Below are 20,529 nucleotides of genomic sequence, written 5' to 3'. Positions count from 1 at the left end.
GAGTGTCCCGTCCATGAAGGCGGTCCGCGCCAGCGTCGTCCGGGTGATCTCGGCGGTGACCGCCGGTGGCGGTGAGCTGGCCGGGGATGCTGCCGAGGGACGCCGCGCGACGTGCACGGCCACCGCGCCGGCGGCGAGGACGAGCGCGGCCACCACCGCGCCGGTACCAAGGCCGGTGCTTCTCTTCATCGGGCCGCACCATCCCCGCGGGCGGCTGGCCCCACCTGCTGCTGGCAGGTCCGCAGGGCCGACGCCAGGCTCGGGTCGTCCTTGAGCCGGGCAGCCAGCTGATCACCGATGCGCAGGTCACCGGTCACCGGATCGGGGTCCGGATATTCCGGCACGCCGTGTCCGCGCAGACACTCCGCAAGCCTGCGCCGGGCCTGGACCATCGCCTGATCGGGCCTTGGCGCGTCGACAGCCGCCGGCAGGTACGGGCGGCACCTCTCCTGGCCGGTGGCGAGTACGTCGATGTTCGTACGTTCCTTGTCGATCTGCGGCATGCCCTCGACGTTCAGCTGGTCGAGCAGGGTGACACCGTTGCCCAGCAGGCAGTCGCGGTACCGCCTGAGCTGAGCGCCGCGGTCGGCACTGGCCTGGATGGCCGGCGGCGAACCGGTCGAGACGGACACCACGCGCGGTGTGCCATCCCCGTCAGCGCAGCCGGCCAGAAAGGCCACGGCCGCCAGTACGACCGCGGCCACCGGGGCGATCAGCGGACTGCGACACCGGCCCCTGGCCGGACTTTTCGTGTTCGTCATGGCAGGGATTGAACACGGACGGCTATAAAATCACCGTCAGCGATGATGCTTACCCAGTTCTTATACGGATTCGTTCACCATCTCCGCAGGGCCGCGGACCGGTCGAGGGGAGAGCTCTTATGCGGGTGCTGGTCGCCGAGGACGAGGAGCTGCTGGCCGGCGCCATCGCCGAGGGCCTCCGCCGGGAGGCGATCGCGGTCGACGTCGTCTACGACGGCGCCGAGGCGCTGGCATGGCTGGAGATCAACGACTACGACGTCCTGGTGCTCGACCGGGACCTACCGATCGTGCACGGCGACGACGTGTGCCGCAGCCTCGTCGGGTCGCACGCGGCCACCCGGGTGCTGATGCTCACCGCGTCCGGCGAGGTGAGTGACCGGGTCGCCGGCCTGTCCCTCGGCGCCGACGACTACCTGCCGAAACCGTTCGCCTTCCCGGAGTTCGTCGCCCGGGTGCGCGCCCTGGCGCGGCGGGCGCGGCCCGCCGCGCCCCCGGTGCTGCGCCGGGCAGGGGTCGAACTTGACCCGGCACGCTGGCAGGTGACCCGGGACGGTCGCTTCGTCGCCCTGTCCCGCAAGGAGTTCGGGGTGCTCCAGGAGCTTCTCCTCGCCGACGGGGCAGTGGTGAGCGTCGAGCGGCTCCTGGCGAAGGCCTGGGACGAGAACATCGATCCGCTGACCAACGTCGTCCGGGTGACGGTGATGACGCTACGGCGCAAGCTCGGCGAGCCGCCGCTGGTGGAGACCGTCGCCGGAGTGGGGTACCGGCTGCCATGACCAGACTGTCTGTCCGCACCCGGCTGGCCCTGCTCATCGGCTGCCTGGGACTGGTCGTGGGCGGGGTGACGCTGCTCGTCGCCTACCTGGCGGTCGACCACGCCATCGCGCGGCAGCCGATCGATGTCCCCGCCGCGGTGGAGACGATGCCGAGCCCCGAGGAGGCCCCGCAGTTCAAGGCCCAGCTGCTGGCCACGGGGCAGGACATCCGGGAACGGCTGCGCGCGCAGACCCTGGGCCCATTGGTGGATCACGGGCTGGTCCTGACGGCCGGGCTGGCCGCCGCCAGCCTGGCCGCCGGCTGGTTCGTCGGGGGGGTGACGCTGCGTCCGTTACGTCAGATCACCGCCACCGCACGCCGGATCGCGGATCGTAGCCTGCACGAGCGGGTCGCGTTAACCGGTGCCCGGGACGAGTGGTGGGAGCTGGGTTCCGCGATCAACGCCATGCTGTCCCGGCTCGACGCGGCCTTCGCGGCCCAACGGCAGTTCGTCGGCAACGCCTCGCACGAACTCAAGACGCCGTTGGCGATCAATCAGACCCTGCTCGAGGTGGCGATGGGCCGCTCCGACGCCCCGCCCGAGCTGATCCGTCTCGGCGAGATCATGCTGGAGGTGAACGCCCGGCACGAACGGCTGGTGGACGGGCTGCTGGCCCTGGCTCGGGCCGAGCACGGCATCACGGACCCGCGGCCGGTTGACCTCGCCGAGGTCGTCGGGGGCGTGCTCACCCTGCTGCGGCCGGATGCCGATCGGCTGCGGCTGCGGGTCACCGCCGAGGCCAGCCCAGTCGTCGTCGACGGCGACCGCGTCCTGCTTGACCGGCTTGTGCAGAACCTGCTGCAGAACGCCATCCGGCACAACGTCGCCAGCGGCTGGTTACGGCTCGCCGCCGGCCCTGTCGACGGCGACGCCCGGCTCACCGTGGTCAACAGCGGCCCGGTCATCGCTCCGGCGAACGTGCCCGAGCTGTTCGAGCCGTTCCAGCGTGCGGCGAACCGCGTGCACTCGGCTCGGGGCACCGGCCTGGGGCTGTCAATTGTGCGATCGGTCGCGCAGGCCCACGGCGGCACGGTGAACGCCGTCGCCCGCAACGAAGGCGGCCTGGAAGTGGTGGTGACGATCCCCCGCAGCCGGCAACAATCAGACAGCAATGATCAAATGGATTTAATAACAGATCAACTATAGCGAGTCAAGACACGAAACCTCGTGACTACTCCCGCTCTCTACCTTAATGAAGGATTAACCGTGTCAACCGGCCCCTTCGTAAGGGAGAGCAACGAACATGGCAACGAGCATCAAGCGAGGGCTCATCATCGCGCTGGCGGCGATCGCCGCCTGCCTCGGCGTCGGGCTGGGGGTGGCTAGCCCGGCCAGCGCGACTGGCAAGAACGGGGCGCTGGAGGCTGGCGAACTCGGCCTCTACTATTTCACGGGCCAGTCAGGGTACCTGTTTGACCTGTACCTGTCCGACCCGGACTTCAGCAACGACGTGTTCCCCGGAACCAGCATCAGCGCCAACAACAACACCGAGTCCTGGCGGAACCTGGACACCTACTGGTGGCGTGTGTTCACCGGCGCGAACTACACCGGTTCAGGCCTTGACCTAGCTCCGTTCTCCGCCTACAACTTCCCGACGACGTTCTTCAACACGATTTCGTCAGCGTACTACTACACGCCCTGACCACCTGTTTCGGAGTGACCGCCGTTCCGCCCATTGATGCTGGGCGGAACGGCGGTCAGCGTAATGGTAGCGCCGCGACCGGCAGCGCACAGCCTGCCCGATCCACACCGTCGTTCTGGAGACGAATCTATGGCCTTGAAGCGCCGGTGCACCGGAGCCGGTACCGCGCTCGCCGCGCTGCTGGCGCTGGCCGGCTGCGCAGCCCCAGCAGCCAGCACCGAGCCAGCCGAACCAGCCATCGGCGCGGTGCCGCAGCTGCTGGAAAGCGTGGCGCTACGGCTGCCGGTGGAAGATTACCTGCCCAGCCGGGAACAGAACGAGCGCCTCACCAAAGCCAATCTGGCGCTGATCCAGCGGTGCATGAGCCGGTTCGGTATCACGTACGACGTCAAGCCGGTACCCAGGGGCGACTACGGCCCGATCAGCCTGACCGATCGGCGGTACGGCATCACGGACGCCCCGTTGGCCCGGACCGCCGGGTACGGGTTCGGTCCGCGAGACCCGGCGCTGCAGCCAGCACCGGACAGGCCGAGCATCGGAGCCGACGGCCAGACCGTGTTGTCCGGTCAAGGACGCTCGATAGTCAACGGGCTGGCCGTACCGGCGGGTGGGTGCGTCGGCGAGGCTGACCGGACCCTCAACACGTCCGTGCCGGCAGCCACCGACCTGCGCGAGGGCCAGACGACGCAGCTTCGGTCCTTCGAGGAGTCCAAGACGGACAGCCGGGTCAGAAAAGTTTTCACCGCCTGGTCAGCCTGCATGAGCGAGTCGGGGTACCATTACGCCGATCCGCTCGCCGCCGCCGGGGATCCTGCCTTCAAGGGGCCGCCGAGCCCCACTCAGATTTCCGTCGCGCTCGCGGACATCGCCTGTAAGGCCCGGACGAATGTGATCGGTGTGTGGTTCACCGTAGAATCGGCGTATCAACGGCGTGCTATCGCCGCGGATACCCGTGGTTTCGCCAATATTCGTGCCGCAATCGCCGCCCGTGACAGCGCGGCCGCGAAGGTAATCAGCCCGTAGGAAGCGTCCGGCGGCCCTGCCGGCCCGGTGGACGCAGCGGCGGGGATTTCCCGTGCCACCCAACCATCGGCATCCCCAGTGCCGCGGCTGTTGACGGCCGCGGCATTCTCCGGCCAATTCGGCTGACCGGCAGCTCTGGCACCAGCTGGCACCCTCCTGCTTCAGGCCCACGGACGCCTGCCGCATTTCCCGGCTACGGCGTGTTTCGGGAGCCGGCGTTCGACCATGCAGCCGAGTCCAGGTGGTTCCTGGCAAGGCCGCGGGCCACACGGAATACGGATGAGTCGTATCGGTGTGGCCGAGAACGCGGCCAGGGGCCGCCTGGGCGTGGCGAGCCGGACAGCCAGCTTTCGCAACACGCCCTCATACGCCTGACCAGCTACCGCGAGATCGCCCGCGGGCCGCGGCCCATCGCCGCGGGCAGCACCCGTATCCCACCCATGCTGGTGAATGTCCCGCCGCCTGTCCCGCCAGGACCCATCGACGGCGGAATCGAACTGGTGCCCGGTACCCGATCCCACCGTCAACCAGCTGCTGGCTGGTCTCTGGGCCAGTCGATCTGCAGGCCCAGCCGAACCAGTTCCGCGGTGTTGACAGCGCCGGTCTTCGCCCGCACCCGTCGCATGTATGTATCCACCGTCGAAACAGCGATGCCGAGTTTTCTACCGATTTGCGAGTAGGTGAGTCCGTGGGCGAAGTGCGCGAGCACATCCTTTTCCCGAGAGGACAGTTGCGCGAGCTCTGTCAAGTTCCGCCCCTTAGAGCGTGTTTGAGACCGGGCTTTCGATCAGTGAGCCGCGTCCAGGCGCCCCCTGGCAAGGCGGCAGGCCGAAGCGATACCGGATGAGTTGTATCGGTGTGGCCGACAACGCGGCCAGGGGGCGCCTGGACGCGGCGAGCCGGAATGACGATCTCAAACGCGCTCCTAAGAGCGACCGGCAATAAGAGAGTGGACCAAGGAATGGGATTGGGGTGCGTGCGTCGCGCGGCGGCGGCGGGAGTCACCCTGGCGTGCCGAAGGCCGGGATTCTCGCACCAACGACATTACGGTCATCTCGTTTATACCGCTTCATGCATAACCCTTTCGACTGGACGATCCGGACCGGCGGGAAAATCGATCACCGATCTCAACTCGCTGGCGTCGCTGTTTCTACCGGGTGAAACCACTGGAAAGCGGATCCACCGCTGCTTGCTTCGCGAGTGGCCGGCTTGGGCCGGAAGGTCCGTGCGACAGTTCATGGCCAGCCGATAATCCTGGCTCCGCACCCCCAGCCGCCGCCCGGCCAGCTCCATCTACCGGCGGCTGTTTCTCGCATCATAACTGTACTTATACATGTTCATCATAGCTCGTGTTTGAGAAGCGGGATGCCGGTGCCCCTTGGCCTGGAGCAGTGTTCCGAATCGTCTTCTCCTATCCGGTAAATCCCCAGCCGTCTTCGGGCGCGCCTCTTCCCCTGGACTTCGGGCCTGGCCTGGCCTGGCCAGGCCAGGAAACCAGGGTGATAGCAGCCGTGGACCTGGGCCTGTGAGCTGGCGCGATGCTATGGCGCGACTGTTGACATGATTGCCGTCCAGGCCGGTGCGCCAATACCGTCAACATAGCTTGACAAGCTATAATGATCTTTTTGCTGTTCGCTCAGTGGACCCGCCACCCACTATTCGACTGGAGTGACAGCCAGCGGGGTGACCACCCGAAAGGGCGCTCATGGCTATGCGGACGAGGCGGTACGGTTGACGCTCGCAAACAACACAATGCCTTGGCCTCGACGCATTGATTCACTTTTGATTAAGATCAAAAGTGAATCGGGCAGCCGGAAACGGAATCGACATACTCGGCCCATACAGCTGAGCACACGGTGACAGCATCGCGCCCGGACCGCTACCGGCTCGAATAGCCCGGCAACGGCCATAATCGTTGGCGAGGGGAGGAAGCTCCGAAACGTCCGCGCGGGTCGCGCTCGGCGCCCGTCAGAGCTGCCGTTTGCGGGCATGGGTGAGCACAACGCTGCCGGCACCGTCCGGGCTGCGCCGGTCGGACATCGCGATGAGAGGCGCGAGCGGCACGGCCGCGTTCCAGCCGGCCCGGCCACCCCTGGCCGACAGCGTGAGGTACAGCCGTTCGGCCCACGGTGACCGGAACATGTAGGTCTGGCGGACCACAGCCATGCCACAACCACTCAGCAGCTCCGCCAGCTGATCGCCTGAGTAGGTGCGTTTCACCTGATATTTCTCCCGATGCTGGGCCACCAGCCGCGGCCACCGGTGCGCCTGGGTGAGCGCGTCGGCGGACATGACAAGATCCCCGTCCACCGTGAGCACCCGAGCCATCTCGGTGAGCGCGGCTGGGCCGTCGTCGAAATGCTCGATCGCGCAGACCGACATCACCACATCGAAGGAGGCGTCCGCGAACGGCAGGTGAAGGGCGTTCCCCTCGACAAGGGCAGGACGCCGGCGCAGCCCGCGGCCGAAGTCCAGCTTACCCCGGTCAAGATCAATACAGACGGCCCGGCCCCCACGGCGGACAGCCTGACCGGCCCAGTACCCGTCACCGCCAGCGACGTCCAGAACGGTTCGCCCGGCTAGGTCGCCCACCCACGCCAACAACGTGCTCACCTCACGGCGACGAATGACGTGCATCTGATGACCGGCGTAGGCCAGGACATGACTACGCAGTACGCTCACCGGCCACCTCGACGAAAGCTGCCTTGACAAAGCATCACTGCGCGGGCTCCGCCGGAGTGAAGCGCGGCCCGCCCCGCGCGGGCGGGCGGGCGGACGGGCTCGGCATCCCAGGCCAACCTCCCTGTTCTCGGCGCTAACCGCACTACTAGAGCAACATGATATGCAAACGGAAAGTATCCTAACAAGACCCAGTCGCACCTATGACAACCTCTAAGTAACGAACCCACTCCGTATCCACATCTGGAGGGACGATTCCGGCTCGCAGGGCTTCCAGCACGCCCGGCTCGTAGAGACGACGCAGCGCGCCCGCCAGCGACACCGGGTCGCCAGGCGCCGCGAGCAGTCCGTCCACACCGTCGCGCACCGCCCCGGCCAGCCCACCGACCCTGGTCGCCACCACCGGCAGACCGTACAGATGGGCGAGGCCAACGTTCTGAGTCGCCGTCCCCGAGCGGTACGGCAGCACGAGCGCGTCGGCGGCGGCGAACAGCGCGGGCACCTCGGCCGCGGGCACATACCCGGGACGCAGCTCCACTCGCGCCCGTAGACCACGATCGACGACGATCGCGCGGAGGCGGTCGAGCCCCTCCCAGAACTCCCCGGCGACGGTCAGGCGCACCTCCGGCGGCCCCATCGCCAGTGCCCGCAGCAGAACATCCAGGCCCTTGTATGGCCGGACCAAGCCGAAGAACAGCAGCCGGTGATGCCGGTGTCCCCCATCGTCCGCCCCGCCGGCAGCGGTGGCCTGTCGCCCCGGCCACAGATGTGGAGCCAGCATGGCGACCGAGACCGGCCGATCCGTCAGCGTGCGGGCCTGGTCCGCCTCGGTCGGCGTATGCACCACGACCCCCGACACCCGCCTTAACAGGGCGCGGGCCAGCGCCTCATCCCCGGTACGCCGCTCATGCGGCAGCACGTTGTGGCACAGCGCGAGAACGACCGGCCCGCTCCCCGGCCGGAGAGCGGCAAGGATGCCCAGGTAGGCCGGTACCTGTATCGGGGTGACCAGCACAAAGATCACAACATCGACATCATGGCGCAGCCGCCGCCCCAGCCGTACCCACGAGTCCGGGCGTCGCCACGACAGTGGATAGCTCGTGGCCGCGAAAGGCTCTGTCTCAGGGTGGCTCACCCGCTGGTGGCCTGGGTAGAGCCGGACCGGGTACTGCCGCGACCATGACTCGATCCGCACCCGGTGGCCGCGCATAGCAAGCCGGCGTGCCAGCTCCGTCGTGTGCTGGGCCACACCTCCCTTATAAGGGTGGGCCGGACCGACGATCACGATCCGCGCTGGAGCGCTCCCGGGCACCGCCGGCCCGGTCAGCGGCACCCCCAATAGCTCAGGTGGCTCAGGTGGCGGAATGGTGATCGGCATCCCGGCGGGGGCGTCCTCAGTTGTCACTGCGCGAACGGACTATCAGGTCGCCGATCAACGCCAGGACGACGATCTGGAAACCGACCAGGATCGCCAGCAGCGTGGAGGTGGTGACCCGCAGGTCGTAGCGAACGAGGTCAACGACGAGCTTCACGAAACCCAGCCCCATGATCCATAAGGCGATCGGCATCAGCACCCTGATCGGGTCGAAGTACATGACCATCCGCAGCACCTGCAGGATGTACCGGCGCGCGTCCCGGAACGGGTGGAACTTGCTCGTGCCCGACCGCTTCGCGTAACCGATCGGTATGTAGTCGACGGGGTGCTGATTCGCCAGGAAAGCCATCGTGATCGTCGTGACACAGGAGAATCCGGGCGGCAGCAGCCGCAGGTACGGAAGGGACACATCCCGCCGGAACGCCCGCAGACCCGAGTTCAGATCGGGAATCTTCATCCCGGTCAGACGCTGCGCGAGCATCCGGATGAACCACTTGGCCGGCACCCGTGCCCATTTGTGCGTCCCCTGCTCGGTGGTGCGCGCGCCCACGACCTGGTCGACCTCGGGGTTGGCGACAAGGTGGTGGACGAACTCCGGAATCCGCTCGTTCGGATAGGTCATGTCCGCATCGGTCCAGACCACGATCGTCCCCCGGGCATCCTGCGTGCCGATGCGGCGTGCGGTACCCGATCCACCGTTGCGGCGAAACGAAATCAGCCGCATCCGCGGGAAGCGGCACATCGCACTACGTAATAGGACGACGGAGTCATCGGTCGACTTGTCGTCGATGACCAGCACTTCATAGCTGTAGTCGCTCGCATCCATGGCGGCGGTGATCCGCTCCAGCTCATGGAGAATATGATCTTGTTCGTTGTAACACGGAAGAACGATGGTCACGTATGGCGCGGCAGCCGCCTCCGCCACCGGTCCGCCGCTGGATCGCTGCCGGTTCACGGTATGTGTATCCGCGGCCACGGTGCTCCGCTCCGGAGCACTCGCGGCCGCGGCACCCGTAATCGGGACACCCTGCGTTGACACGTGCGGACCGACAGCCGCGCAAACAACGACAGGTGCATGGAGAACACTGACACTCACGTCGACGCCGCTCCTGAAATTCAGCCGGAAACCATGCGTTCACCGGTATCACCGGTATCACCGGACCGCTCACGGATCGTCGGGCTGAATACCCCTCGCCTCCCTTGTATGCGCTTGGCGCCCAGGGTTGCACGGCCTGCCTGAACACCGGCGAAGGAGGCCTCTTCAGTGTCGCCGCGGCACCCTGATCACACCGTCGTCAGCCGGCCGGCACCCCCTTGAGGCCACCGGGCGCATGAAAGACGCCACGGTCGCGCCTCCTTCGTCCTACTAGCGTCCTACTAGGCTTACCGACCATGAGTGGGCTCAGTGATCGTCTCGGCAGTCATCTCAGGACACTTGACCGGCAGTTCGTCAACGACTTTCGCGAATACGCCCGAAACGTCAGGGCACTGCGCGCCGGGCGGGAGACGTCCGCGCGCTCCTTCACGGCGGGGCTGCGCTACCCAGTCGCGCATGGGCAGCCGATCTGGACCGGATCGCCGACCGTCATCGAGGGGCACGAACGTATCGAGTTCGCCGAGGGGGCGGCCCTTCGGATCGGCCTCGGGCCGTTCGGGATCTCGACCCGGCGGGACGTGTCCGTGCTGCGGATCCATCCCGAGGGACGGCTGCGCTGCGAGGGCGTCGTGTCGGTGCAGCGCGGGGCGCGCATCGTGGTGGATTCCGGCCTGTTGCAGCTCGGCCACAACACCAATATCAACGGCTTCGCGAAGATCCTGGTTCGGGAACGGGTGAGTATCGGCGCCGGCTGCAATATCTCCTGGAACACCCAGATCCTCGACAACGATTTCCACCCCATGACCGTGGACGGGGTGGAGCAGCCGATGAGCGCCCCGGTGATCCTGGAGGACCGCGCCTGGATCGGCACCGGGGCGATCATCCTGAAGGGCGTGACGATCGGCGAGGGCGCGGTCGTCGCCGCGGGCGCCGTGGTGGCCCGTGACGTCCCACCGAAGACGATCGTCGCGGGCTCGCCAGCCAAGGCCGTCGGCCCGGTCGATTCCTGGCGGTAGTCCGCCGCGGGCCGCCAGCCGAATCATGAGAGAGAACGACACATCCCCAGGCTATCACCGAAAGTATCTTTTCCGATACTTAGAGTTGTTAGACTGTCTGGCGTCGATCAGATGAGAACGAATCGGGGCCGGTATGAGCGTCATGGGTGTGCGGGAGGCCGCGAACAGCCGGAAGGCCCCAGCCTCGTGTCCGCTCTGATCCAGGCCCGGCCCGGGGCCTCGGCAACCACAACGGATGAATCAGCCGGTGGTGACGCTGGTATCGAACGCTTCGGCCCGCTGCCGGCACTGCGCCGGACCCCAGGCCACATCTGGCTGGTCACCAGCCTTTTCGGCCTGCTGCTCGCATCCTGGTCCGTGCTGGTGCCGCAGTACCACGCACCGGACGAACCGAACCAGGTCGACGCGGTCATGCGACTCGTCCAGGGCGATGGCTGGCCGCGGCCGGGCAACGCCTTCGTGACGGCCGACGGAGTCGGCGCCATAGCGGCGTCACCATTCGGTAGCCACGCATACCCTTACCAGCTGACAGTCGATCCGATCCCCGCGCGGGACGCGGTACCGCGTCACCTGCGGCCCGCCTGGGACAAGCTTGCCACCGCCGGGCAGCCGCCGGGTTCCATCCAGCAGATCGTCCAGCATCCGCCCCTGTACTACTGGGTGAACGCGGCGATCCTCACCACGCTCCCCAGCGGCGGAGACACCCTGCGCTGGGATGTGACGATCGGCCTGCTACGAATGATCAGCGTGTTGATGCTGACGCCACTTCCACTGATCATCCACGCGACCGCCCGCCGCCTGCGCCTGCCCCCGGCCGCCGCGACGGTCGCGGCGCTGACGCCCTTCGCCGTGCCGCAGCTGCTCCACATCGGTTCCAGCGTCAACAACGACAATCTGCTGATCCTGTTGGGCGCGCTGGTCACGGCGGCGGTCGCCCACATACTGGGCGGAGACACCTCGGCGCGGACCGCGACGTGGACCGGGCTCCTCACCGGCCTGGCGCTGCTCACGAAATCCTTCGCGGTGGTGCTGGTTGTCATGGTCGGCGCCGCGTACGTGGCTGTCCGGCTACGTGGCACCCGCCTGCCCTGGCGGTCCATCGCGCTCTGCGGCACGATGATCATTACTGCCGGTGGCTGGTGGTGGCTGGTCAATATGATCAGATGGGGTACGTTCCAGCCGAGCGTGCCGGGCTTCCCACCTGGGCAGTACGTCGGATCGGACTGGACCGTCTACTGGAGCTGGATGTCAACGGGCCTGCTGGGCCGCTGGTGGGGCTCGATCGGATGGTACGAGGTCGAGCTGCCGTTGCCGCTGGTACTCGCCGCCTCGGGTGTCGTGATCGGGCTTGCCGCCTGCGCCGTGATCCGCGCTTCCGGCTGGACGAACCGGAGCAGCCTGCTGTTCATGCTGTGGCCGACCTTCGCCCTGCTGGTCGTCGTCGGAGCCGGGGCCGCCGTTCATGTGGCACGCACCGGACACATCACGGGGATCTCCGGCCGGTACCTGTTCATGGGCATCAGCGGAGTAGCCGTGCTGGTCGGCGCCGGAAGCACCGCCTTCGGGCCCCGCTCTGCCCGCTGGATGCCGCTCGCGCTCCTGACCGCCGCCGCCGGCATGCAGACAGAGTCGATCAAAGCGGTCGTCGACTACTTCTGGCGGCCGCGCGCGGGCGGTGCCATTGACGCCTGGCAGGCGATGGCCGCCTGGTCACCGTGGCCGGCGGTAGCGGTGGCGGTCTGCTTCGCGATGACCGCCGTCCTCACGGTCGTGACCGCGGCGGCGCTGGCACGCGCCTGCCGTGAACGGACGGGCAGCCTCGCCCCCGTGGCAGCACCGGCCGGGCCAGGACTGCCGCCGGCCGGACCGGACACGCTCTCCACCGCCGGGATCGAGCTGATCGATACCCGCCGGCTCAACGCGTCCGTTCGGCAGTGCCAGGGCCCTGAGCTGCCACCGGTCGTGTCGTTGTCAGGAAATGTCACGATGCTCGGGCGGTCAGGTAGCCGGTGGCCCCTGCCAGCGCGCGGTGCCCGCCCCGCCAACGACCGCCCCGCCAGCCCGGCGGCAGCAAGCCAGAATGACGACCTGAAACAGGCCGAAGGTGGTGCGGGCCCACCCAAAAGGTAAACACGTGCGCGTACGCTGCGGATAGAGGCAGTGTCCGAGGCCAGGGCATAGCAAGATTATTACCAGGAGGGCACGGGTGTCCCTGTCATCCTCGCCACCCCGCGGGTCCGCGGACCTGTCCGCGCCGCTTACTCCCGCCGACCCGCCCAGCCTGGGTCGCTACGTGTTGCTGGGCCGCCTCGGCGAAGGTGGTATGGGCACGGTCTACCTGGGGCGCGGACCGGATGACCGGCTGGTCGCGGTCAAGGTGATCCGAGCGGAATTCGCCCGTATCCCCGAGTTCCGGGCGCGGTTCCGCCGGGAGGCCGCCCTCGCCCAATGGGTCGCCCGGTTCTGCACGGCCGAGGTTCTCGACATGGTGGACCCCAGCGACGCCGCGCCCTACCTGGTCACCGAGTACATCGACGGTCCCACCCTGACGCAGGCCGTGGCCGCTGGCGGTCCGTTGCAGTCGGCCGATCTCGAACGGGTCGCGGTCAGTGTCGCCGCCGCCCTCACCGCCATCCACGCGGCCGGCCTGATCCACCGGGATCTGAAACCGTCCAACGTCCTGCTCTCACCGCTGGGGCCACGGGTCATCGACTTCGGGATCGCCCGCGCCGTGGAGGCGGAAACAGTCATCAGCAAGGAACTGCGCGTCGTCGGCACGCCGGCCTTCATGGCCCCGGAACAGGCCAGCGGGGGGCCGGTCACCGCGGCCGCCGATATCTTCTCCTGGGGCGGGCTCGTCGCCTTCGCGGGAACCGGGTCGTACCCTTTCGGGGCAGGCTCGACGGACGCCCAGCTCTATCGGGTCGTCCACCATGAGCCGAACCTGGACGGCCTGCCCGACATGCTGCGCGACGTTGTCAAAGCGGCGATGCACAAGGCTCCCGACGCGCGACCGAACGCCCAGGAGCTGCTGATTCGCCTGGTCAACCTGGGTACGGTCGCCAAGTCCGACCCGCAGATCACCCAGTTCGTACGGAACGCGCCAGCATCCCCAGCACCGCTCCAGACAACGCTGCCGGACGACAGCGCGGCCAAGGAACCACCGGCACCGGTACCGGCCAAACCACCGACACCAGCACCCGTACCAGCCAAACCACCAGCGACGGTCAAGGCAACCGTGCCGGCACCAGCCGTACCAGCACCACCGGCACCAGCCAAACCACCCGCACCACCAGCACCAGCACCAGCACCAGCACCAGCACCAGCCAAACCACCCGCACCACCGGCACCAGCACCCGTACCAGCCAAACCAGCGGCGACCAGAACCGCCGGTGGCCGGCTCACGATGCGCCGGCCGCCCGGCCCGGATGACGATCGGCGCCGGCTCCAGCTCCGCTGGCACGCTCCGCGCACCAGGGTGATGGCGCTGGTCGCCAGCGCCATCACCCTGGCGGTCGCCGCCGCCATCACGATCACGGCGGTGATGTCCTCCGGCGGAGCCAGGACCGATGTCCGGGGGCGGGCCGATGTCGCACGGAAAGTCGCGGCGAACGCCGACGCGACCCGCGCTGTCGACCCCGCGCTGGCCGCCCGGCTCAGTCTTGCGGCATATCGCATCTCGCCAGTTCCCGCGGCGCGGGCCAGCCTGATCACATCGTTCGCGGGACGGTATGCCACGCCGCTGACCAGTCACACCGGATCCGTCCTCGGCGGAGCGCTCAGCCCCGACGGCAACATCTTCGCGACCGCGAGCGCGGACCGGACCGTCCGGCTCTGGGACATCACCAGGCCGACCCGACCGGCCCTGCTCACGGTCATAACCGGCCACACCGACTGGGTCCTGGCGGTCGCGTTCAGCCCGGACGGCCGCACCCTGGCCACCGGCGGTTTCGACGGCACCGCCAGGCTGTGGAACGTCACCGATCCAAGCCATCCGGCGGCCCAGGCGACCTTGACCGGGCACAACGCGCATGTCCGGGACGTCACGTTCAGCCCGGACGGGCGGCTGCTCGCGACCGCCGGGGACGACAACACCGCCCGTCTGTGGGACGTGACCAACCGGGCCCGGCCACGGCAGCTCCAGGTGCTCGCCCGCCATCAGAGCTGGGTACAGGACGTCACGTTCAGCCCCGACGGGCGGCTGCTGGCGACCGCGAGCGCCGACAACACCGCCCGCCTGTGGGACGTCAGCAACCCCGCCCAGGCGGTCCCGCTGGCCTCCCTCAACGGCCACACCAACTTCGTGTGGTCGGTCGCCTTCAGCCCGGACGGGAACACCCTGGCGACCGGGAGCTACGACGGCACGGCCCGGCTATGGGACGTGCGCAATCCGCGGGCCCCGACGAACCGAACAACGATCAAAGCGGATCCCACCTGGGTCTACGACACCGCGTTCAGCCGCGACGGCCACACACTGGTCACCTCCGGCTGGGACACCACCGCGCGCCTGTGGGACGTCTCCGATTTTGATCATCCGCTGCCGCTAGGGACGATCAGCGGTCAGACCGACTGGGTCCAGGGAGTCGTCCTCAGCCCCGACGGCCACACGTTGATCACATTCAGCGACGACCGGACCGCGCGTATCGCGAACATCGACCCGGCCGCGCTCGTCGCCCAAGCCTGCGCCGACAGCGGCAACCGCCTGAGCGCCGCCGAGTGGCGTGAGCACATCCCTGACCTGCCCTACTCCGGAATGTGCTAGGGAACTACCTCTGGTAACCAGGTTTCTCGATATCAATCACCAATGGTTATCGGTAACCGGTACCGGTTACCGATAACCACGCAGCAGCAACCTGGCAGCCCGCAGTCGCGGATCAGCGACCCTGCTCCTGAGCGCGGCGCCCGCCGTACGGGCCGCGTGTATCAGCGCCGGCTCGTCAACAGGCGGCCTGTGGGGCCTTGCGACGCGCGCGAGAGGCCACGACCGCGAGCTCCTGGCACCCAGCGCCGCCCGCAGCTGTTGTGCCGCGCCGCGCTCGGCTTCCAGCGCGCGTTCGGCCTGAGCCAGCGCATCGAGCAGGCTGAGCTCGCGCGCCGCGTGCTCGGCCAGGGTCGCGTCGAAACGCGCCCACTCCCGCTGCCGGCGCCGGGCCGCCTCAGTCATCTCGTCCTGCATGCGGATCACGTAAAGATAAAGATCCAGACGGTTACGTTCCATCCGGGTCAACAGGCTGTTGCGGACCCAGGGAATCAGCAGCTCCTCCACCCGGGCTGCCCAGGACGCCCGCCGGTCCACCACGACGCCCAGGCCGAAGATCGGTGAAACCAGGTGAAAACGCAGTTCAGGCCGATCCGCGATGAAATCCTCCACCGCGGTGCGGACGCCGTTGCGGGGACCGCCTTCGGTCAACGCCCAGGCGAACGCGCCTTCGCCGCGGAAACCGCCATGTACGGCCTCCGCGCTGTCCAGCCGTACGCCGTGATCCCACGAGTAGGGCTGCCGGTCACGCCGCGGGATCCGGCTGGGCACGTAGTACTGGTCACGACGGCCCGCGGGCCAGCCTACGTCATGCAGGATGACCAGCGGAAAATGGCTGCCGCCGTGGGCGCGGACCGCCTCGTCGACAGTGCGCAGCTCGGCGGACACCGTGGGGAAGTTGTGGTCACCGTCGATCAGATAGGCATCGGCCAACGGAAGTCCGTCAAGGGCCTGCGGGCTGTAGCCGCGTACCGTCACGACCTCGACGGTCTCACCCGAGTCGGGGAGGCCACGAGGATCGGGATCGACGATCAGGAGCCGGCCACCACCGTGACGTCGCAGCATGTCCACGAGCAGGGAGCTGGTGACACCGCTTTCCGAACCGATCTCAACGACGCTGCGTGCCCGCACAGCCTCCACCAGCGGCAACCACACCTCACGGAGCTCGGCGAGGGAATGCAGCAGCAACGGTTGGAGCGTCCGCTCGGTGACAGCTTCAACGGTGCCGTCCGAGGCATCGCCGGCACCGGGTTCGCCCGCGCGGGGAACGGGCTGATCCCCACGTGGCCCGCCGAACCACGGCGACGCGTCGGTGACCGGGCCAGCACCCGATCCGGCCGCGCCCGCGGTGTCTTCGCCCGCGCTGCCTTCGTCAGCAATGCCTGCACCCGCGCCGCCGTCGTCCGCGGTGCCTTCGTCAGCGCCTTTGTCCACAGTGACCTCGTCCACAATGACCTCGCCCACTCGTCCGCTCGTCCGTTCGTCCACGGCGACCGGTCTTACCCCACATCAGTATCTTCAGCCTGATACGGAATCAGGATGGGAGCGGTCAGAAACGGCCGTCGAGTTCACGCAGCAGCCGGCGCGCGGCCCGGCGCGGCAACGGCGTCGCCTCGGCCGAACGGGGGGCGAGCGTCAACGGGCCGGAACCGATCGCCAGCCAGCCGAAGGCCATCTCGACATCGATGGCGTATGTTGCCGCGAGATGCGCCTGTGACACCGGATCGATGACGTAGATGAGCTGCGGGTCGTCGCTGTTGACCTCGATCAGATTCGGCTGCAGTACCCGCGCCCCCACCAGATGCAGCCGCTCTTCCCCGACCACCGAGGTCATCGTCACCAGGTGGGGCTCGGCCAGGTTGTTGAGGTGGAAGGACAGCCGCAGCCAGTCCAGCCGCATCAGACCACGCCGGCCGGCCGGGTCGATGCGCACCCGGCGGACACCGACCCCGTCGACCCGCAGGCGCACCCACGACAGCCCGTCCCGAGCGGACCGGGTGAGCGCGGACTCCTTCGGGCCGTTGACGAAGTCGCTGCCGGTGTCGACATAGACCTCGACGGGCCCCGCGGCAGCCTCCGGGGAGACCTCCGCCGCGTCGATCCCGGCATTCGCCGCTAGCCCACTGACAACGGCAAGGGGCCGGTTCGCCACGGCCGCGACCCCGGCCGGCCAGTAGAGCTCCTGCATCGGGATCTTTTCAAGATCAGCGGCTGTGAGATACGGCATCCGGCGCAGCAGGTCAGCGGGCAACAGCCCCTCGGACACATCCGAACCGAAGTTGTCATCGTGCGCCCAGACGCCGAACGCGAGCGCCTCCTGAGAGGTAGGCCGGGTCACGAACCGCGCGAGCGTGCGCAGCGCCGCCGACCGCGCCCCGTCCTGGAGAAGGGACGGCATCAGCGTCTCCGACCGGCGGTAGCGCAACCACTCCCGCTGGTAGGCGAGTACCCCGTCCTGGACGGCAACCCGCTGCGCGACCTGCGTGCGGGTGGTGTGGTCGGGGCCGAGCAGCGGGTTGTGGTCCTCGTCAAAACCGATCAATGAGCCGGTATCGGGCATGCAGAGCTGCTCGAGCACCTCAGGACTGCGCATCACCTGGCTGAACAGGGCGTCGGGTTCGCCGCCGGAGGCGACATAGCCCTCCAGGCGCAGCCCGGCAAGACGGTGCGCCTGCGAGCCCGAACTCGTCGCCAGGTAGAGGCCCACGACCTCCACCTCGCGGCCGCAGGCATGCAGCAGTCGTTGCAGCAGCGCCTGGATGGTGCCGCCCCAGCCGAGATCGACGACGACCACCGTGCCCGCCGTGCCGAGATGGGAGTCCAGGTAGCGCAGGAAGCGCTCCCGCAGCCGGCTGGCGGTGAGCACGATCTCGCCACGCACCCGCTCGTCACCGCACAGGATCTCCAGCGTTTCGGAGAGCAGGCCCGGGACGTCAAGGCGCCGGCTGGCCAGCGCGGACAGTCCCGCCACTTCCTCCAGGCCCACTCCGAGCTGGCGCAGCAGCTGGCCGACGCTCGGCGGGTGCCGGCGCGCCAGGAACCCCCGCAGCTCCTCGGGGGTGCCCTCGTAGACGTTGGCCAGCGCGCACACGTGGCGCGAGGCCCACAGCGTGGACGCCTCGATGCCGACGTCACCGGCCGGCTCTTCGAGCACCCGGGCGAGGAACGCCCCTTCGCGCATCAGGCAGTGGACGCGGTCGACCCCGTACTCCCGCGCCCGCTGGGCGGCCCACTCACCGAAACCGGTGAACACCGGGCCGAAGACGGTCGCACCGGTCTCCCAGTGCCGGCGCAGGCCCGGGGGAACCGCGGCGGCGTCGGCACGGTGCAGCGTGCGGGCGCGAAGCGCGGTCATACCGTAGTCGCCGGCCACCGGGTCGATCGCGGTGTCGGAGGTTGGTCCGCCGCGCAGCCCTTCCAGGGTGAGCGTCGCCGCCAGCTCGCCCGAGTACTTGGGGTAGTGCACCGCGATGATGCCGTGCTCCCGCGCGCCCTCGACGTCCGCCACCGGGTTGTCACCGAGGTGGATGACCCGGGAGGGCGCCACGCCCGCGGCGGCCAGCACATGGGTGAACAAGCCGTCGCTCTTGCCCACACCAGCGTCGCTGGAGGTGAGGATCCGGGTGAATCTGATCCCGGCGAGTTCTGGCCGGCGGAGCAGCCGGCGGAGCTGCTCCGGGGAGAAATAGGTGTCCGAGACCAGGTACACGGGCCGGCCGAGCTTGGTGATGACGAGCTCGGCGAGCTCGGCGACGGCGAGGTCGGCCCGGCAGACGTCACGCTCGAGGTCGACCTCCATGGTGATCATGTCGTCAACGTCGCCGCTGCCGGGGATGGCGGGCATGAGCACCGACCAGATTTCGTCGAGACGTGCCTCCAGCGTGCCCCGCGCCGCCTGCGCGTGTTGGCGGGCACGGGTCTCCGCGTGCACCCGGAGCTGAGCGAACTGTCCCGCGCTCACGGCCGGCGGCAGCAGGCCGGCCGTGACAAGACGGCGCCCGAGCAGCAGGAAGGCATGGGTGGGTTCGGGAACCAGCCGGAACAGCAACGTGTCGAACACGTCCAGGGTGAGGACCTCGGCCCCACCGGACTCCAGCTGGGACCAGACCTCACGAATCCGGACGTCGGTGAACACGGGCGTCCTCCACCGGCAGCCACCACGGCCGCCTCCGACGGGCCGGCTGGTGCCCGGGTGCTTCTCGGACGGCGGCCGGCCAGAGCTGAATGAACGGGCCGATACTATGGATCGGCTCTGGGGCTGTGGCCACCGGAGTGCCCTACCCGCGAGTACCTCGCTTCGAGATATCTTGCGTATGCCCTGCCGGGTTATACCCCGCGCGGCCGGTACGGCAGGTCGTTTTCAGCGAATCAGTACCGATTTTGCCACATCTTGGCGCGGCTCACGGAAGGTTGTCGGTGTCGAACCTGGTTGACGAGTGGTCCGCACCCGCGACCCAGCGGGACGGCCGGCGCCCCGGCACCCGGGGGCGCGACGGGCAGGAGTCGCGGATGCTCGCGCGCCGCAGCCGGGCCCAGACCCGGGTCCGCTGGGAACTGCTGCGCAACCTGATCCGCAAGGACCTCAAGGTCAAATACAAGGGGTCGACACTCGGTTTTGCCTGGTCACTGGCGAACCCGCTGCTGCTGCTGGCCGTCTACACCCTTGTCTTCCAGGTCATCATGAGCGCCGGAGTACCCCGGTTCGGGGTGTACCTGATGTCCGGCCTGCTGATCTGGAACGCCTTCTCGGCGAGCGTGTCATCGGCATCCGGCAGCGTGGTCTTCAACGCGAACCTCGTGAAGAAGGTCCGGTTTCCGCTGCCGGTGCTGCCGCTTTCCGCCGTCGGGTTCGCCCTCGTCCACTTCGTTCTCCAGCTGATCGTGCTTTTCGTGGTGGTCGCGGCGCTGGGCTACAGCTTTGTCGGCCTCCAGCTGTTCCTGCTCCTGCCCGCGTTCGCCATAGCAATGATCTTCACTGTCGGCCTGTCCATGCTCGTGTCGGGCCTCAACGTCCGCTACCGCGATACCGAGCATCTCCTGGAGGTGGCGCTGCTCGCGTGGTTCTGGCTCAACCCGATCGTGTATCCGGTCGGGCTGATCCACAAGCTGCTGCGCGAGTGGACGTGGATCTACTTCCTCAATCCGATGGCGACGGTGGTCGCGACCTTCCAGCGAGCGATCTACAAAGGGCCGTCCGTGAACCCCGCCACCGGGCAGGGCATCCTCGCCGACCCCGGGTACCTCTTCTACCTTGAGCACCTTGCCATCGCGGGCGTGATATCGCTGGGCCTGCTCTGGTTGGGCATACACGTGTTCCGCAGGATGCAGGCCGACTTCGCGGAAGACCTCTAGAGACGGGCG

Annotated in this window: 15 protein-coding genes and 1 pseudogene; 8 read left to right on the top strand and 8 right to left on the bottom strand. The window is 68.1% G+C overall.

The features are described 5' to 3' along the window. Both MJ777_RS09265 and MJ777_RS09260 read right to left on the bottom strand, forming a co-directional pair. A pseudogene (locus MJ777_RS09265) lies at window positions 1–189 on the bottom strand (hypothetical protein); the annotation flags it as partial. Next, a complete protein-coding gene (locus MJ777_RS09260) occupies window positions 186–704 on the bottom strand; it encodes a hypothetical protein (protein WP_239375207.1) in 519 nt (172 codons plus the stop codon). The gene MJ777_RS09260 and the pseudogene MJ777_RS09265, both read right to left, overlap by 4 nt. 176 nt (window positions 705–880) lie before the next feature. Between MJ777_RS09260 and MJ777_RS09255 the strand changes: the two genes are divergently transcribed. The 4 genes from MJ777_RS09255 to MJ777_RS09240 all read left to right on the top strand — a co-directional run bounded on the left by MJ777_RS09255 (window position 881) and on the right by MJ777_RS09240 (window position 4,243). Then, window positions 881–1,537 carry a response regulator transcription factor gene (locus MJ777_RS09255; RefSeq protein WP_239375204.1) on the top strand — a complete coding sequence of 219 codons (657 nt, stop codon included), beginning with the start codon at window positions 881–883 and terminating at the stop codon, window positions 1,535–1,537. Continuing rightward, entirely contained in the window at window positions 1,534–2,724 is a 1,191-nt protein-coding gene (locus MJ777_RS09250; protein ID WP_239375201.1) for a HAMP domain-containing sensor histidine kinase, read from the top strand. Before MJ777_RS09255 ends, MJ777_RS09250 begins: the two co-directional genes overlap by 4 nt. Before the next feature lie 97 nt (window positions 2,725–2,821). Then, on the top strand, window positions 2,822–3,220 hold the full coding sequence (locus tag MJ777_RS09245) for a peptidase inhibitor family I36 protein (protein ID WP_239313275.1): 399 nt from the start codon (window positions 2,822–2,824) through the stop codon (window positions 3,218–3,220). A gap of 129 nt (window positions 3,221–3,349) precedes the next feature. Further along, complete coding sequence (locus MJ777_RS09240) at window positions 3,350–4,243, top strand: hypothetical protein (RefSeq protein WP_239345921.1); 894 nt, start codon at window positions 3,350–3,352, stop codon at window positions 4,241–4,243. Between the two features lie 523 nt (window positions 4,244–4,766). Here the strand turns inward: MJ777_RS09240 and MJ777_RS09235 are convergent. From MJ777_RS09235 to MJ777_RS09220, 4 genes are all read right to left on the bottom strand, one after another. Beyond that, window positions 4,767–4,991, bottom strand: coding sequence for a response regulator transcription factor (locus MJ777_RS09235; protein ID WP_239313536.1), 225 nt, complete (start codon window positions 4,989–4,991; stop codon window positions 4,767–4,769). Between the two features lie 1,220 nt (window positions 4,992–6,211). After that, a complete protein-coding gene (locus tag MJ777_RS09230) occupies window positions 6,212–6,925 on the bottom strand; it encodes a class I SAM-dependent methyltransferase (RefSeq protein ID WP_239313533.1) in 714 nt (237 codons plus the stop codon). A 178-nt stretch (window positions 6,926–7,103) separates the two neighbouring features. Beyond that, window positions 7,104–8,300 carry a glycosyltransferase gene (locus MJ777_RS09225; RefSeq protein WP_239375198.1) on the bottom strand — a complete coding sequence of 399 codons (1,197 nt, stop codon included), beginning with the start codon at window positions 8,298–8,300 and terminating at the stop codon, window positions 7,104–7,106. Window positions 8,301–8,316: 16 nt separating this feature from the next. Further along, entirely contained in the window at window positions 8,317–9,252 is a 936-nt protein-coding gene (locus MJ777_RS09220; RefSeq protein ID WP_239345933.1) for a glycosyltransferase family 2 protein, read from the bottom strand. Window positions 9,253–9,689: 437 nt separating this feature from the next. On the opposite strand from MJ777_RS09220, the gene MJ777_RS09215 reads away from it, so the two are divergent. The 3 genes from MJ777_RS09215 (at window position 9,690) to MJ777_RS09205 (ending at window position 15,171) form a co-directional block, all read left to right on the top strand. Further along, complete coding sequence (locus tag MJ777_RS09215; RefSeq protein WP_239311052.1) at window positions 9,690–10,409, top strand: DapH/DapD/GlmU-related protein; 720 nt, start codon at window positions 9,690–9,692, stop codon at window positions 10,407–10,409. A gap of 186 nt (window positions 10,410–10,595) precedes the next feature. Next, complete coding sequence (locus MJ777_RS09210; protein ID WP_239375195.1) at window positions 10,596–12,539, top strand: DUF2142 domain-containing protein; 1,944 nt, start codon at window positions 10,596–10,598, stop codon at window positions 12,537–12,539. A gap of 76 nt (window positions 12,540–12,615) precedes the next feature. Beyond that, complete coding sequence (locus tag MJ777_RS09205) at window positions 12,616–15,171, top strand: WD40 repeat domain-containing serine/threonine protein kinase (protein WP_239375192.1); 2,556 nt, start codon at window positions 12,616–12,618, stop codon at window positions 15,169–15,171. 66 nt (window positions 15,172–15,237) lie between these two features. On the opposite strand, the gene MJ777_RS09200 is transcribed toward MJ777_RS09205, so the two are convergent. After that, window positions 15,238–16,632, bottom strand: a complete 1,395-nt coding sequence (locus tag MJ777_RS09200; protein ID WP_239375189.1) for a class I SAM-dependent methyltransferase — start codon at window positions 16,630–16,632, stop codon at window positions 15,238–15,240. An 85-nt stretch (window positions 16,633–16,717) separates the two neighbouring features. Continuing rightward, window positions 16,718–19,303: a haloacid dehalogenase gene (locus MJ777_RS09195; protein ID WP_239375186.1), complete on the bottom strand. Its 2,586-nt coding sequence runs from the start codon at window positions 19,301–19,303 to the stop codon at window positions 16,718–16,720. 281 nt (window positions 19,304–19,584) lie between these two features. Between MJ777_RS09195 and MJ777_RS09190 the strand changes: the two genes are divergently transcribed. After that, the gene (locus MJ777_RS09190; protein ID WP_370651638.1) at window positions 19,585–20,520 is read left to right on the top strand and encodes an ABC transporter permease; all 936 of its coding nucleotides are present in this window, start codon (window positions 19,585–19,587) and stop codon (window positions 20,518–20,520) included. Window positions 20,521–20,529: the final 9 nt, after the last annotated feature.

The organism is Protofrankia sp. Cj5, from assembly GCF_917627405.1.
In the GTDB taxonomy this organism is placed as follows: domain Bacteria; phylum Actinomycetota; class Actinomycetes; order Frankiales; family Frankiaceae; genus Protofrankia.
This window is presented reverse-complemented; position numbering and strand designations above follow the sequence as displayed.

Excerpts from the sequence above, each read along its gene's own strand:
- MJ777_RS09255 (WP_239375204.1), top strand. The coding sequence starts at position 881 with ATGCGGGTGCTGGTCGCCGAGGACGAGGAGCTGCTGGCCGGCGCCATC.
- MJ777_RS09250 (WP_239375201.1), top strand. The coding sequence starts at position 1,534 with ATGACCAGACTGTCTGTCCGCACCCGGCTGGCCCTGCTCATCGGCTGC.
- MJ777_RS09245 (WP_239313275.1), top strand. The coding sequence starts at position 2,822 with ATGGCAACGAGCATCAAGCGAGGGCTCATCATCGCGCTGGCGGCGATC.
- MJ777_RS09240 (WP_239345921.1), top strand. The coding sequence starts at position 3,350 with ATGGCCTTGAAGCGCCGGTGCACCGGAGCCGGTACCGCGCTCGCCGCG.
- MJ777_RS09225 (WP_239375198.1), bottom strand. The coding sequence starts at position 8,300 with ATGCCGATCACCATTCCGCCACCTGAGCCACCTGAGCTATTGGGGGTG.
- MJ777_RS09215 (WP_239311052.1), top strand. The coding sequence starts at position 9,690 with ATGAGTGGGCTCAGTGATCGTCTCGGCAGTCATCTCAGGACACTTGAC.